18 protein-coding genes and 1 other annotated feature are annotated in these 14,727 nt (G+C 36.2%); of the genes, 1 reads left to right on the forward strand and 17 read right to left on the reverse strand.

Features of this window, described 5'->3' with window-relative positions; translation table 11 throughout:
* From QN089_RS09865 to pilM, 16 genes are all read right to left on the reverse strand, one after another.
* Window positions 1–456 (reverse strand): ACT domain-containing protein, encoded by a 456-nt coding sequence (locus tag QN089_RS09865; RefSeq protein WP_068452300.1) that lies wholly within the window; start codon window positions 454–456, stop codon window positions 1–3.
* A gap of 20 nt (window positions 457–476) precedes the next feature.
* A complete protein-coding gene (gene obgE, locus QN089_RS09870) occupies window positions 477–1,766 on the reverse strand; it encodes a GTPase ObgE (protein ID WP_068452297.1) in 1,290 nt (429 codons plus the stop codon).
* A gap of 3 nt (window positions 1,767–1,769) precedes the next feature.
* Window positions 1,770–2,306, reverse strand: a complete 537-nt coding sequence (locus tag QN089_RS09875) for a Spo0B domain-containing protein (protein ID WP_285215236.1) — start codon at window positions 2,304–2,306, stop codon at window positions 1,770–1,772.
* 160 nt (window positions 2,307–2,466) lie between these two features.
* Window positions 2,467–2,760, reverse strand: a complete 294-nt coding sequence (gene rpmA, locus QN089_RS09880) for a 50S ribosomal protein L27 (RefSeq protein WP_068452291.1) — start codon at window positions 2,758–2,760, stop codon at window positions 2,467–2,469.
* 13 nt (window positions 2,761–2,773) lie between these two features.
* Complete coding sequence (locus QN089_RS09885) at window positions 2,774–3,115, reverse strand: ribosomal-processing cysteine protease Prp (protein ID WP_068452288.1); 342 nt, start codon at window positions 3,113–3,115, stop codon at window positions 2,774–2,776.
* Between the two features lie 22 nt (window positions 3,116–3,137).
* Entirely contained in the window at window positions 3,138–3,446 is a 309-nt protein-coding gene (gene rplU / locus QN089_RS09890) for a 50S ribosomal protein L21 (RefSeq protein WP_068452285.1), read from the reverse strand.
* A 13-nt stretch (window positions 3,447–3,459) separates the two neighbouring features.
* Window positions 3,460–3,532, reverse strand: a sequence feature (ribosomal protein L21 leader region).
* A 157-nt stretch (window positions 3,533–3,689) separates the two neighbouring features.
* Window positions 3,690–4,487 carry a septum site-determining protein MinD gene (gene minD, locus QN089_RS09895; RefSeq protein WP_068452281.1) on the reverse strand — a complete coding sequence of 266 codons (798 nt, stop codon included), beginning with the start codon at window positions 4,485–4,487 and terminating at the stop codon, window positions 3,690–3,692.
* 1 nt (window position 4,488) lies between these two features.
* On the reverse strand, window positions 4,489–5,160 hold the full coding sequence (locus QN089_RS09900; RefSeq protein ID WP_068452278.1) for a septum site-determining protein MinC: 672 nt from the start codon (window positions 5,158–5,160) through the stop codon (window positions 4,489–4,491).
* Between the two features lie 18 nt (window positions 5,161–5,178).
* A complete protein-coding gene (gene mreD / locus QN089_RS09905) occupies window positions 5,179–5,706 on the reverse strand; it encodes a rod shape-determining protein MreD (RefSeq protein ID WP_068452275.1) in 528 nt (175 codons plus the stop codon).
* On the reverse strand, window positions 5,706–6,608 hold the full coding sequence (mreC, locus tag QN089_RS09910; protein WP_141274222.1) for a rod shape-determining protein MreC: 903 nt from the start codon (window positions 6,606–6,608) through the stop codon (window positions 5,706–5,708). Before mreC ends, mreD begins: the two co-directional genes overlap by 1 nt.
* Before the next feature lie 16 nt (window positions 6,609–6,624).
* The gene (locus QN089_RS09915; RefSeq protein WP_068452268.1) at window positions 6,625–7,644 is read right to left on the reverse strand and encodes a rod shape-determining protein; all 1,020 of its coding nucleotides are present in this window, start codon (window positions 7,642–7,644) and stop codon (window positions 6,625–6,627) included.
* A 93-nt stretch (window positions 7,645–7,737) separates the two neighbouring features.
* Window positions 7,738–8,430 carry a RadC family protein gene (radC, locus tag QN089_RS09920; protein ID WP_141274221.1) on the reverse strand — a complete coding sequence of 231 codons (693 nt, stop codon included), beginning with the start codon at window positions 8,428–8,430 and terminating at the stop codon, window positions 7,738–7,740.
* The gene (locus QN089_RS09925) at window positions 8,427–8,996 is read right to left on the reverse strand and encodes a hypothetical protein (protein WP_285215237.1); all 570 of its coding nucleotides are present in this window, start codon (window positions 8,994–8,996) and stop codon (window positions 8,427–8,429) included. Before QN089_RS09925 ends, radC begins: the two co-directional genes overlap by 4 nt.
* Window positions 8,997–9,216: 220 nt before the next feature.
* Window positions 9,217–9,918 carry a hypothetical protein gene (locus tag QN089_RS09930; protein ID WP_285215238.1) on the reverse strand — a complete coding sequence of 234 codons (702 nt, stop codon included), beginning with the start codon at window positions 9,916–9,918 and terminating at the stop codon, window positions 9,217–9,219.
* Window positions 9,918–10,511 (reverse strand): hypothetical protein, encoded by a 594-nt coding sequence (locus QN089_RS09935; protein WP_285215239.1) that lies wholly within the window; start codon window positions 10,509–10,511, stop codon window positions 9,918–9,920. Before QN089_RS09935 ends, QN089_RS09930 begins: the two co-directional genes overlap by 1 nt.
* Window positions 10,508–11,488 (reverse strand): type IV pilus biogenesis protein PilM, encoded by a 981-nt coding sequence (pilM, locus tag QN089_RS09940; RefSeq protein WP_285215240.1) that lies wholly within the window; start codon window positions 11,486–11,488, stop codon window positions 10,508–10,510. The genes QN089_RS09935 and pilM overlap by 4 nt, the downstream gene beginning before the upstream one ends.
* Window positions 11,489–11,850: 362 nt before the next feature.
* On the opposite strand from pilM, the gene QN089_RS09945 reads away from it, so the two are divergent.
* Entirely contained in the window at window positions 11,851–13,395 is a 1,545-nt protein-coding gene (locus QN089_RS09945; protein ID WP_285215241.1) for a hypothetical protein, read from the forward strand.
* 71 nt (window positions 13,396–13,466) lie between these two features.
* Here the strand turns inward: QN089_RS09945 and QN089_RS09950 are convergent, their stop codons facing one another.
* Complete coding sequence (locus tag QN089_RS09950; protein ID WP_285215242.1) at window positions 13,467–14,711, reverse strand: bifunctional folylpolyglutamate synthase/dihydrofolate synthase; 1,245 nt, start codon at window positions 14,709–14,711, stop codon at window positions 13,467–13,469.
* Window positions 14,712–14,727: the final 16 nt, after the last annotated feature.

A 14,727-nucleotide genomic window follows, 5' to 3' on the forward strand; every position in this document is an offset into this window, starting at 1 on the left:
TTATAACGCGCCTGAACTAATCACTTCTGCTGATTCAACAAAATCAAGTTTTTTCAGACTTTGTAATAAGTCGTCTAAATCAACATCCATTGCAGTCACATCTAAAGACAATGTTACATTGGCTCTACCTTGAATCGGAATTGTTTGATGAATCGTCAATACATTACAATGTGTATCGGTAACTGTAGAAAGAAGTCTAGCTAATGTACCTTTACGATCCTCTAATTGCAAGAACACTGTTAAAATGCGTTCTTGAACAATTGAGTGAAAGGGGAAAACAGCATCTCGATACTTATAAAAAGCACTCCTAGATAAATCAACCTGTTTCACAGCATCCCAGATAGATGAGACGCTTCCTGATTGTAGCAAATGTTTAGCTTGCAACGTTTTGTGCATCGCATCTGTTAAAACATCTTCACGAACTAAATAATATCTTTGATCCGCTACATTTTTCATCTTTTTCCCCCCTGAATCGTTTATTCTACAAATTCAAATTCAAATTTTAAGATACGAACGGTATCGCCATTTTCAGCACCTTGTTCACGAAGCTCATCATCGACACCCATACCACGCATTTGGCGTGCAAAGCGACGAATTGATTCTTCACGACTAAAGTCTGTCATTTTGAATAGACGTTCGATTGTGTCACCACTTAATACAAAAGCACCGTCATCGTCGCGTGTTACAACGAAATCTGGTCCTTTAATTTCATGTTTGTAAAGTACTGTAGCATCTGTTTCTTCCTCTTCATCATCGTGTAGTAGGAACTCAGGTGTTACTTCTAGTAATTCATACACTGCATAAAGTAGTTCTTGTAAACCTTGACGTGAAACAGCTGAGATTGGGAAGATTTGAATATCTTCTCCTACTTTCTTTCTAAACTCAGCTAAATTTTCTTCTGCATCTGGCATGTCCATTTTGTTGGCTACAACAATTTGTGGACGTTCAGTTAAGCGTAAATTATATTGCTCTAACTCGCGATTAATCGTCAGGTAATCTTCGTATGGGTCGCGACCTTCCATCGCTGACATATCAACTACGTGTACAATAACACGGGTACGTTCGATATGACGTAAGAATTGGTGTCCTAAGCCCACACCTTCAGAAGCGCCTTCAATTAATCCTGGTAAGTCAGCCATTGCAAATGATTTGCCATCCCCGACTTGAACCATTCCTAAGTTCGGTACAATCGTTGTGAAATGATATGCACCAATTTTTGGTTTTGCTGAAGATACGACTGATAGTAAAGTAGATTTACCTACACTTGGGAAACCGACTAAACCAACATCAGCTAATACCTTTAACTCTAATATAACATTAAGTTCCTGTCCTGGCTCTCCTTTTTCAGAAAGTTCTGGCGCAGGATTTGCAGGTGTTGCAAAACGTGAGTTACCACGTCCACCGCGTCCACCGCGTGCAATGATTGCTTCTTGTCCGTGTTCTACTAAGTCGGCAATAACGCGACCTGTTTCTTCTTCTGTTACGACTGTACCTGGTGGCACGCTAACAACCATTGGCTTTGCACCGCGACCATGTGCGTTCTTGCTCATACCGTTCTCACCTGGTTCAGCTTTGAAGTGACGTTTGAATCGAAAATCCATTAACGTACGAAGTCCTTCATCTACTTTGAAAATAACGGCTCCACCGTTACCACCATCGCCACCTGCTGGTCCACCATTTGGAACAAATTTTTCTCGACGGAACGCGACCATACCATCGCCACCGTCACCGCCTTTAACATAAATCTTTACGTGATCGACAAACATTATTTACTTTCCCTCCTTACTTCCTATGACACGATAACGCCACACTGTATCTGAATACTCCTCATGGATTACACTTAAATCTTCTGATTGAATCGGGATTGAAAAATCGCTTTTTTCAAAATGTCCCTTTATCTCGACTGTAATCTCCACTTTTTGTTTCGTAGACATCACATAGATATGACAATTTTGTTCAACAAACGGGTCGATTGTTTCATGTACAGACTGTAGCGAGCTCTCTAAATAATTACGCAGAGGAACGTCCCACTCTGTTGGAGCGCTATCGGAAATATCGCTCTCCATTGTAATCGTTATAGAAGGAAAACGCCACTGACATGTCTGAAGCCATTCGATTAAATGCGCACATTTCAGTCCATTTATAATTGAAAATCGTTGATATTTTGTTGAGAGTTGGTCAACAAGTTGATTGGCTTCTTCGACATGGTCTAGAGCCAGATTCATTTTGATTAATTGTAATTGATTTAAAAAATCATGTTGAATGTGCCGAAGCACTTCATTTACGGATAGTGGCTGATCTATCACAAGTAAACACTCCTTTAGCGAGATGTTCTTGTTGTTAGTATAACAATTTTTTATGAAAATTTCTCTATTGAGCGAAAAAAATTCGGTATTTGCATCTGAAGCAAACACCGTTTTTTCACCACAAAAAAGGACTGCATTACTGCAGTCCTTAACTTTTAAATTAAGCTTCTTGTGCTACAGGATACACGCTAACTTTCTTCTTATCGCGACCGTAACGTTCGAATTTAACAATGCCGTCTACTTTAGCGAATAAAGTATCATCGCCACCACGACCAACGTTTTCACCTGGGTAAATTTTTGTACCGCGTTGACGGTATAAAATTGAACCAGCAGATGCGAATTGACCGTCAGCACGTTTAGCGCCTAAACGTTTTGACTCTGAATCACGACCGTTTTTTGTAGAACCTACACCTTTTTTAGATGCGAAGAACTGTAAGTCTAATTTCAATAACATAATGTTCCACCTCCTACAGCATTTTATATTTTAATTCGATATAATCTCCATAACTAGCAACCATCGTATAAAACTGGGTTACCATTGTTTGAAGAATTGTTTGCAGTTTTGCGTCTTGTTCAGGAGTTAAATCGGCAGGATCCACAACGACTGATAAATAGCCGCCTTCTTCACCTTGCTCAATTCCCGGCGTAATTTGAAGTAGTTGTCCAATCGCATTTGCACTACCAAAGGCAATAGCAGATGCGCCTGCACAAACTAAATCATGACCAGGTTCACCTGAATAGGCATGTCCTGAAATTTCAAAGCCATATGATTCTCGATTTTCATTACTATGAATCTCTACTGTAATCATAACTTTTTCACCTCACTAATAATTAAGCGTTGATAGCTTCAACTACTAGTTTAGTGTAAGGTTGTCTATGACCTTGCTTACGACGGTAGTTCTTTTTAGCTTTAAGTTTGAAAACAGTAATTTTCTTTTGACGACCTTGTTTTTCAACTTTAGCTGTAACTGTTGCACCAGCTACGAATGGAGCTCCAACTTTAACGTCGTCACCACCAACGAAAAGAACCTTGTCAAAAGTTACCACTTCACCAGCTTCAGCGTTGATTTTTTCAACGTAGATTTCTTGGCCCGCTTCAACTTTGATTTGTTTACCACCTGTTTCGATAATTGCGTACATAACTGCACCTCCTCAATAGACTCAGACTCGCCTTCAAAGGTGATCTAAAAGATACTTGAACCTCGTCAGTGCGGTTGTAGCACGGGTGCTACATAACATATGAAATAATACCATACGGTTTTAAAGTCGTCAAGTTACTTTCGTATAATAACGTATATTCTTCTATTTATAACAACCAAAATTTTTTTATTGTACGAAAAAAGCGAATTTCTAAACCTAAAACGGTGAAATTCGCTCGCATCTTTATTTTGAAAATAAAGCTTTAAATTTAGTGAAGATTCCTTGCTTTTCTTTTTCTAGTGTCATTAATGGTACAGACTCACCCATTACACGTCTCACGATATTACGATAAGCTTTCCCCACTTGTGTAGATGGTTCTAACACAATCGGTTCCCCCTTATTCGAAGATGTAATAACGCGATCATCATCTGGAATAATACCAATTAAATCGAGTGATAGATGCATTGTAATCTCATTAATATCAAGTGTTTCGCCGCGATCCATCAGGTGCGTACGAATACGATTAATAATTAATTTGGGTGGCTCGATATTTTCTTGCTCTAATAAGCCAATAATGCGATCTGCATCTCGAACAGCTGAAATTTCTGGCGTTGTCACAACAATCGCTCGTTCAGCACCCGCAATTGCATTGCGGTAACCTTGTTCAATTCCTGCTGGGCAGTCAATTAAAACATAGTCAAATTGTTCTTTTAACTCATCGATTAAATCTTTCATTTGTTGCGGGTTAACCGCATTCTTATCCGCTGTTTGTGCAGCAGGTAATAAATATAGTAATTCTTCAAATCGCTTATCTTTTACAAGTGCCTGATGAACTTTACATCGTCCTTCAATCACATCGACTAAATCGTAGATAATACGATTTTCTAACCCTAAAATAACATCTAGGTTACGTAGTCCGATGTCTGTATCGACTAAACAGACGGACTTCCCTTGCAGTGCCAATGCAGTCCCTAGATTGGCAGTGGTTGTTGTTTTACCAACTCCACCCTTACCGGAAGTAATTACAATAGCTTCTCCCACATTAGCTTCCTCCCTTAAACGTAGACAAATTCGGTCTAATAATACGCAGTTCTTGAAGCCTTTTAATGCCAATTGTCTCGTCATCAAGTAAATAAGCACATTCCATTTCTGGTGTTTCAGCCAACTCTTGCTTTTCATTCGTCATGATTTCAAGAACATGACCAATTGCTAAATGTGTAGCGGATAAAAATGACGCTCCAATAACTGCCTCACAGTTGCCATTTTTCCCTGCATGTGCTCTTCCTTTTAACTTTCCTAAGACATAAATACTTCCGCCTGCTGTAACTTGTGCATTCGGATTTACATCTCCAACAATGACAAGATCTCCTTCTGAACTGACAGTTTGACCAGAGCGTACGATGCCAATATATGTAGAAGACTGACTTTCCATTATACGCTGGTTCGATTCTTCAATCGTAATCACGTCACTTTTCACTTTCGATACGCGAACATTCAATGCTTCCTGTACTGCTTGAAGCAATTCATTCATTTGTTCATCTGTACAATAACGGTTTCCGATTGCAATCTGGACCTCTACTTGTTCATCAAGACGATCTTCTGCAAGCTTTCCTTCCAATTCACGCAATAATTCCTCATAGCCACATTGGTCGTCTAATTTGAGGACAAAACCTTCTTTTGTCCCCTTTAGACTGACAAGTTGTTTCGTTGTCAAAGAAGCCACCTCACTCCATTAAATTATTGACTGATTTGCTTTTTCTAGAACCCTTGCTTCAAGTAAGTACTTAAACGTCCAACCAAGCATAATTAAAAATACAGAGTTAGCAATCATTGTCGGTACTAAACGATGATTTAAAAATTCTGTAAAAGAAATATCAGTATAACCTATGAGTAAGAAAAATTGATGCAACGCAATTTCCAGAAGTGCTACGAGCAATAATGATAATGTTGTTGTGACAACTAGATGCTGATGTATATATTTTACTGTAGAACCAGCAATAAAACAAATGAACGGATAAAGGAAAGTGTACAAACCGATAATATCAATGTAAAAAATATCGTACACGAGTCCAAAAACAAGTCCGTAAATCATCGCGCGCTTCTTATCATAATAGATAGAGAGAAAAATTAAATAAAGAATGACAAAGCGAGGAACTAAATATTCTCGTTGACCATTAATATCAATCGGTGAAAAAAGTGAGAATTCTGTTTCTAAAAAGAATAGAATGACGGCGACAGCAGGAATTAAATACTTCGCCATTACTTGTCATTCCCTTCTGAAGAAAGGTTTTTATTCGTAGCATCACCGTCTGAACCATCCACTTGGATTGCTTGACGTTTTGCAATAATTACATGATCAATCATTTGGAAATCAGCTGCTGGTTTAACATACGCTAATTTTGTTAGACCGAAATCATCCGTTGTCACTTTTGTTACTTCTCCAATTAAAATACCTTTAGGGAAAATACCCCCTAAACCAGAAGTTGTTACTTTATCACCTTTTTTAATTTTCAATTTTGAATCAATACGTTTTAGCATTAATTCGCCTCTTTTTGCATCATAACCTTCAATTAAACCACGCGCTTCTTTGCCTTTACTTGAGACAGTAGCCGATACGCGGTAATTTGTATTATTCGTTGATAATAATTCTACTTCTGATGTGTAAGGTGTTGTTTGAACAACCTTCCCAACTAAGCCCTCAGATGTTAAAACAGCCATGTTATTTTTCACGCCATTTGAAGATCCTTCATTTAGAATTAACTTCTCTTCCCATTGGTCAGGATTTCGCGCGATAACATTCGCTTGAATTGGATCATATACGCGAAGATCTGTTTTTTTATCTAATAACTTTTGAAGCTTTTTATTTTCAACTTCTAACTCATTTACTTCTGCTTGAAGTGTACCAAACTCTTCTAATCGTGATTTAAGACGCTTATTCTCATCATATGTGTTCAACAAGTCATCTACACTATTAATAAGCCCTGTAACATAACCAGCCGGCTTAGCAACAATATTTTGTCCTAAGCCGACTGTATCTTTAATAATTTGTTCAGGGAGTGATACCTTATCGCGATCGCTTAAGGTCCAACTGATCAATGCCACTAACAGAATGACTCCGATAAGAAGAAATATTAATCGTTTATTCGATAAGAATTGTGGCATTGCCGATTCCCCTCCCTTAAATTGTTTGCTGTTGTTTTAATGTATCGATTTGGTCTAATGACATACCTGTCCCAATCGCTACACAATCTAATGGATTTTCTGCAATAAATACAGGCATGTTTGTTTCATCACTAATTACTTTATCTAAGTTGCGAAGTAATGCTCCGCCACCTGTTAAGACAATACCGCGCTCCATAACATCAGCTGAAAGCTCTGGTGGTGTTTGTTCTAAAGTTTTCTTTACACCATCAATAATGGCTGAAATCGATTCACGTAATGAATCTGCAATTTCAATAGAAGAAATTTCGATTGTTTTTGGTAAACCTGTTACAAGGTCACGTCCACGAATCTCCATTTTTTGCTCTTCATCCATTGAACTTGTCGCAGAACCAATCTCCATTTTAATTGTTTCAGCTGTACGCTCACCAATTGTTAGGTTATATGATTTACGGATGTATGCAATAATCGCTTGGTCCATTGCATCACCTGCTACACGTACAGATTCACTGATTACAATACCACCAAGTGAGATTACTGCTACTTCTGTTGTACCGCCACCGATATCTACAACCATACTACCTGTAGGTTCTGATACTGGTAAATTTGCGCCGATTGCTGCTGCAAATGGTTCTTCAATTACGAACGCTTCACGAGCACCCGCTTGACGTGCTGCATCAATTACTGCACGCTTTTCTACTGACGTAATACCATATGGTACACAGATAACAACGTTTGGTTTTTTGAATGAACTACCTACTACTTTTAAAGCATTTTGTAAGTAATGCTTAATCATTGTTGTTGTGATATCAAAATCTGCAATAACGCCATCTTTCATTGGACGAATTGCTACGATTGATCCTGGTGTACGACCAATCATATTTTTAGCCTCGTTACCTACTGCTACTGTTGTGTTTGTTTGCGTATTTTTCGCTACAACAGATGGTTCACGTAGTACGACACCCTTCCCTTTAATAAATACAAGTGTGTTTGCTGTGCCAAGGTCAATGCCGACATCTTTTCCACCTAATCCGAACACGTTAATTTCTTCCTTTCCTTAGCCGTTTATAATAACTAGCTGTCATAAAATCATACGTTTCATTATAACGGAAAAATATAAAAAGGAACAGTATCAGAAGAAACCTTTTCCTTTCATACTAATATACCGATAATCGCCGATGATAATATGATCTAGTAAATCAATTCCAATAATTCCTCCGGCTTCCGCTATTCTCTTCGTTACTTCTATATCTTCAGGGCTTGGAGTTGGATTTCCTGACGGATGATTATGCGCGCATATAATTGATGCTGCCGAGCGCTTTACCGCTTCACGAAAAATCTCTCTCGGATGAACAATGCTCGCATTTAAGCTACCGATAAAAATCGTCTGCTTATGTATGATTTCATTTTTCACATTGAGAAATAGAACGACAAAATGCTCTTGCATTAACTGTGCTAAATCAGACATTAGATAGTCTGCTGCATCATCTGGATGTTTCACAACCGTTCGCTCTAAACGATTCGGAAGATGACTTCTTCTTCCTAGTTCAAAAGCCGCCAATAAATACATCGCTTTAACGCGACCAATTCCATCGACTGCTTGCAGTTCTTCAATTGTGGCATGCTTCAAATTGAGTAATGTTTCAAACTGATTTAGTAATCGTGTTGCAATATCAAGAACAGATTCTTTTTTCGTTCCTGAGCCAATTAAAATCGCTAATAGCTCATGATTCGAAAGTTGTTCTGCACCAAACAAAACCAATCGTTCTCTCGGTCGTTCTTGTGTCGCTACTTGCTGGATACAATGATTGACTTTTTTCATCATGACATCACCTCATCAAGATGTTCCATTTCCGCCAACTTTCTCAGCATCATTTCAACCCTTTGGAATGGCAATTCAATTGCATGCGTGAAAATATATTCATTACCGTCTTTACAAGTTTGCCCTTCTCCTACCCTATTATAACTAACATCATCTAAAAAAGGTTCCTTAGTTTGAATATATTTTTGAAGGTTTTTTATTTGTGGTGGTAAAAAACGAACAGGTGTTTCGTAAACGTCAGTTAAAATATATTGACGATATTTAAGTAAAATCATCGTCGTTACTTTTGTTTTTGCAAAAGGATGTTTTTTTACATAAAATAACCATTGTTCATACGTAAGCTTTTTCTTTTCTACTTCAAAAAAGTGGTGATAGGCTAAACGATATACATCATAAATACCTGTTAGTAATTGGTATAAATAAAGATGTACTTCACTTACTTGTTGATGTTCATGTATATACTCATTAGGCAATTCAAATGTTTGATATGACATATATTCAAAATATTTTTGCCATATCCCCTTTTCATAAGGGTTAGAACTTATAATATGGATTGGTGTGGGGTTCATATAATTCCTCCTTTTCCATAAATTATAGCGTATGGTTAAAAAGGACTCTTTGTACTATTCACTTTATTTACCAAAAACAATCCTTTATTTAACTCTTTTTTTATAAAAAAACTCATTTTTCTTTTTAGATTTAAAATAAAGCGACTTTCACAAAAAAAGTACACCCTTGCATCATCTAGATTAATGAGGGGTGTACTTTTATAAATGCGCATAACATCAATTATTTACTCACGGTCTTTTGCTCATTCGCTACTTTAGTTGTTTCTTTTTTACTTTTTGTTTCTACATAAAATGTTGTCGCTTGTATTTTCGCTGTAACTAAACCTTCTTTTTCATTCGTATTTTCATACTTAACTGCATCCACAATGAACAAACGCGACAATTTTTCTATTTTATTAATAAAGCGATTCAAATCTTTTACATCATATGCACTCACAGATAAATCCATTGTTATTAACTTCAAGTGTTCTGGCTTTTTCTGATTTGCTAATGGAGAAATTGGTAATTCATTTTCATCTGCTTGGAATAGCTCTGCTTCTGTTAGACTCGTGTTTTTTTCATCAAGCACCTCTTTCGTCTCTTCTTCATAGTTATTAAAACGAATATTTGTTACAGTTGCTGAACTTGCATACTCCACTTCATCTAAAGCATCTACAATACTTTGTAAATCCGCATTTGCAGGAATTTTCGATTCAAGTGACTTCATCGTATGTGCACGTTCAACTTCTTTTTTTGCTTGACTTTGTTCAGTCGATAATTTCGTTAAGTACTTTTGTTGTTCAGTATATTTTTGATTAAGTGAATCGTATAAAGCCATTTCTGGTTTCAACGCATAGTAATATAATCCCACACCAACCGCTATAACGAGGAGAATGGATAATGTGTACACAAATGAATTATTTTTCTTCTTTTTTGCACGCATTATTTCGCACCCCCTGTTTTAGTAGTTGCTGATGGATCTAATGTCGTAAGAATAATCGCTTTGTACTGTGCATTCTCATTCATTGTCTGTTCTTCACCAACATTATCCACATCTACTTTTGTAAAAGTCGAAGCTGAATCAAGTTTTACTGTTTTGAAGATTGCCTCATTATCTAAATTACGAATAAATGTCGAAGCTTCATTTAAATTATCAAAATACACGATAAATTCAACCTGATCATCTTTATAATCTAACCCTGCTAATTCACCAGAACCTGGCATATATTTATTAGCGACTTCAATAATATTTGATATAGGTGTTTGGTATTTCTCAGCAAATTGTACAGACGTTGCAATCGCATAAGATGGATTACTTTGTACTTGTGTTAACGTTTTTTCTTCTGTTTGAATTTGTGTCGCTAACTGATCCGTTTTCTTCTCCATTTTCGCAATATCATTACTTAACAAATAATAGTTAATACCATAAAAAATAATTACGATAAGCAATAAAACAATAATGATTAGTTTCATTAAACTATTTTTTCTTTTGGGTGGATACTGATCTTGCGGCAGGAGGTTAATATTTGGAATCATACCATCGAAGCCTCCTTCATCTCTAATCCAAGTAAACTGCAATGTTTTAATTGATACGTTGTAAAAACTTCCCCTACTTGTTCATCTGTTATTTGAACTACTTCTAATGGGAATTTCACGCGCAATAACTCTGTAATCTTTGGCAACATTGGATGATCACCTAATACAATGAGTTGTTGAACTTGCTTCATTCCTTTATTTAAAGATATTTCGTAAAACTGGCATATATGTTGAATTTCAACGAATGCATGGCTGAGTTCATCCATATACATTTCAATATGATTAGACAATGTATGTGTAAAACTGTGTGCTTCTTGTTCTTTTAACATCCAATCTGACTGTGTTGTTGGAATTGTATGCGTACGCAATAATTTGACATGATGATTTTCAACAATCGACATTGTCACTTCATTGATGGACCAATCTAATATCATCGATGTTTTTTCAGTATAAGAAGGCATTACTTTTTCTAATGTACGTAAGTTTGCTAAAGATTTAATATCGACAACTTCTGGTATTTGACCTAGTGATTCCACAACTTCAATAATTTTATCGACTTCATTACGCTCTGTTGCAAAAAGCATCACCTCACCATCCGTTGGATCTTCATCATAAATATCAACAACAGGAGTTTCGAATGCTAAATGAATTGATTTACCAATTTCTTTAAATATATAATCATCAACTTCGTCGAATGTTGTTAAATTCTCTGGAATAATAATTTGTTTCATTTCAACATCATGATTCGGTACAATAACACGTACATGATACTTTTTAATTTTTAAATTTTTTAAAGGGGTTTTTAAAGCGCGATAAAAAGAATCTGGATCTAAAATACGTCCATGTTGTACGATTCCTTCCTGTAGAGGAATCTGATATGTAATTCCCTTACTCAAATCGTTTCCTACAACCGCTAACATACTTACCATAAAGTCATTATAAACAATAGACAAAGTCTTTTTCTTATTGCCTAACATTTTGGGTACCTCCTCTTTTTCTCTCTTTTAATTATACATTCCACATGTTACTACTTGGATATATACCCTATTTTTTTACATAACAAATACATTTTAAGGAAAAAGATAGAATTTATTTTTTTCTTTCATACGTTTTTTTATTATAATACTTTTAGTTTGTAAAATAAATATATTGCCCTAAAAATTAACAAGATAGCTATTGAGTACACTTTTTGTAAATTGTATGATAATTACGTTAGAAAAAAACGATTATTACTATAATACATCAAAAAAAGAGCTAAAATAGAAAAAAATGGGTATATTATAAATAACATGACTTTTTACATACACAGAAATCAAATTGATTAACCGGGGTGAATTACGTGAGAAAAACAAACAAGCGACCTTTACAAAAAAAGAATGGGTCGCTCATTGCAATTTTATTAATTAGTCTATTCATTATTTCTGGCTTCATTGTGAACAAAGCAGTGGAAGGAAAACAAATTCCTCTTGTCACAACAAAAGATACGAAAGAAAGCTATCTAGTTGCAAATGAAGGATTAGATTATGCACGACTAGAAATTAAACAACAGATGGTAAAAATTTATCAAGATGTTCAAAAACGATACGAGCGATTAAGTCCATCTGAAAAAGCAGCCTTTGATGTAAAAGAAATTTCTCTTTATAAAATTCAAACTTTATTAAACCGTAAATCAGGTATCCCGAAAACATGGGACACACATCAAAAAGTAGATGATATACAGCCGACCTCTACCACACTCATTATAAAAGATTCAAAACCAAATCAATATACAATTCAATCGACTGGACGTATCGGTGGGGAGCAGACAAAATTAAAGCAATCCCTTCAATTAGACTTAGAAATTGATACAACGATGAGGCAAGGTCGCTATGAGCCACCTTATGCCATTCATGCATCTAAGGAAATTGTTGTCCAGAATGCTTCAAAGGTTTGGGGGTTAATGGCGAGTAAAAATCCACGTAATATTCAAATAGATGGTTCTTCTTGCCAATATGAAATGACCAGAACAAATTATTTAAATGAATGTTTTAACGATGGGAATACAGAAGCATCGGATTTAAAAATTTGGAATGAACAAAATTTCAATAATTTTTTACCATCCTTCCCAACGAATGAATTAAAAACAATCGATGAACAGCCATATAATGAAGAAGAAAAATATGTAACTGAAATTATCCCTAATCCAGACCCTGAAAAAAAAGATAAAAAAATCAAGTATTATTACTTACAAAATGGTGTCCTAACCGTAACCGATAAAACGCAAGAAGACTTCTCAATCGAAACACCTTATCAATTCACTTCTTCTGAAGAACGTCTTCAAGAGTTAACACTGGACGGTGTAGATACTTATATTGATATTGGCGACGGTGTACAAACTTTACGATTAGATACACTAAATTTAACTGGTGGCGCAAAACTTCATATTTTAGGCAGTGGAACACTCAAATTATTCATTCAAGAAATGGGTGAATCTGAAGGTAAGATTATAGCAGAAGAAGCAAAAGTCGCTACTTATTTTGATGGGGATGCTGCTTTAGAATTCTCGAAAAATTTCCGTAGTAGTGGTTTTATTTATACTAAAAAAGCAGATGTCACTTTACGAGCAAACACGTATAAAGGCAATATTTTATCGGGTGGTAAACGTGTAGTCATGAATGGTGGGAAAACAAATATAGGAAAATTATTACTCGCACCGAAAGCGAATATTGAATTGAAAGACAAAACAAACTTTAAAGGTTCTATTCTTGGTCAAGCCATTGTCGTTACAGACTCAAATGTGCAGCATAAACCGTTAAAAGACAATGTTAATATTCCGATTCAATATGCAGTATATGATAAGCCGAAACATTTTGCTTTGTACGGACAAATTAAACAGTTTGAATAAAAGACAAAAAGCCAACATCGTGCTACAAGCGTGATGTTGGCTTTTCTTATATTCAGTTAGAATAAAATTCTTCATTCTAATACTTGCTGTAAAATCGAACGCCACTGCGCTAAAAGATAGAGTGAACCTGTTACGACTACAGACCCTTCTTTTTGCTTCTCTTGAACAGCTTGTAAAACAGATGATGCAATTTGTTTGTGCTTTGCATGACTTAACTTCATTAATTCTTCTGGTTGCATTAATCGATCTTGTTCACGCTCAACTGCTACAAAGATAAAATCATCTGACACTTGTTCAAGTTCACGCAATACCGCTTCTACATCCTTATCTTTTAAAATCCCAACAACCATCGTCACTTTTTCGCCTTTCAATACTTGTTGAATGGTTTTTCGCAAGCTCCTTGCACTTGCTGGATTATGCGCTCCATCTAACCAAACTTGTGGAGCGAGTTGTTCAAAACGTCCTTCGAGCTTTGTAGTTGCTACAGCTTGTTGAACTCCATCTTCTACTAATTCAATATGCAGTACTTTCGCCACCTCTATAAATGCTTGAATCGCGAGTGCCATATTCTCTTTTTGGTGTTCGCCTTTTAGGCTTGGATGTAATCCTGACATACAGATTACTTCATTCGACCACGTATCATCTAACACTTTAAAATCTTTGCCATTTATTTTAATCGTTGCTTGTTGCATATGTGCTTCTTCTTCGATTACTTTTTGTGCAGCTTCAGGTATTTCACCTATTACAGCATAGCCATTCTTTTTAATAATCCCAGCTTTATGCCATGCAATCTTTTCTAGTGTATCACCTAAAAAATTCGTATGCTCTAATGCAATACTTGGAATGACTGATACAATGGGCTCAACCACATTCGTACTATCAAAACGCCCACCCATACCACTCTCGATCATCGCAAGGTCTGGTTTAGCTTGACGAATGGCAATAAAAGCGATAGCTGTTAATAATTCAAATTCTGTCAATAAGCCACTTAGCCCTGCTTTTTTTGCTTCTTCGAACGCTCGATTCATCTGCTCTGGTGTAATCGATTGTCCATTCAACCGAATTTGATCGTGGACATTTTCGATACAGGGTGACATAAATGTTGCAGTCGTCAAACCATGTTCCTGTGCGATTCGTTCGATCATGCGAATGGTAGAACCTTTGCCATTTGTACCTGCGACATGAATGGTTGGTATAGCAAGTTGTGGATTGCCTAACTTCTCCATCGCTACTTGAATCGCTTCAAGACCAGGCTTAATCTCATTTGCACTCTCAATTTTGTATGTATTTTGATATTCTTCAAACATTGGAATCATGGAATTTTCCCTACCT

The organism is Kurthia sp. YJT4 (assembly GCF_030219945.1).
Classification (GTDB): Bacteria; Bacillota; Bacilli; order Bacillales_A; family Planococcaceae; genus Kurthia; species Kurthia gibsonii.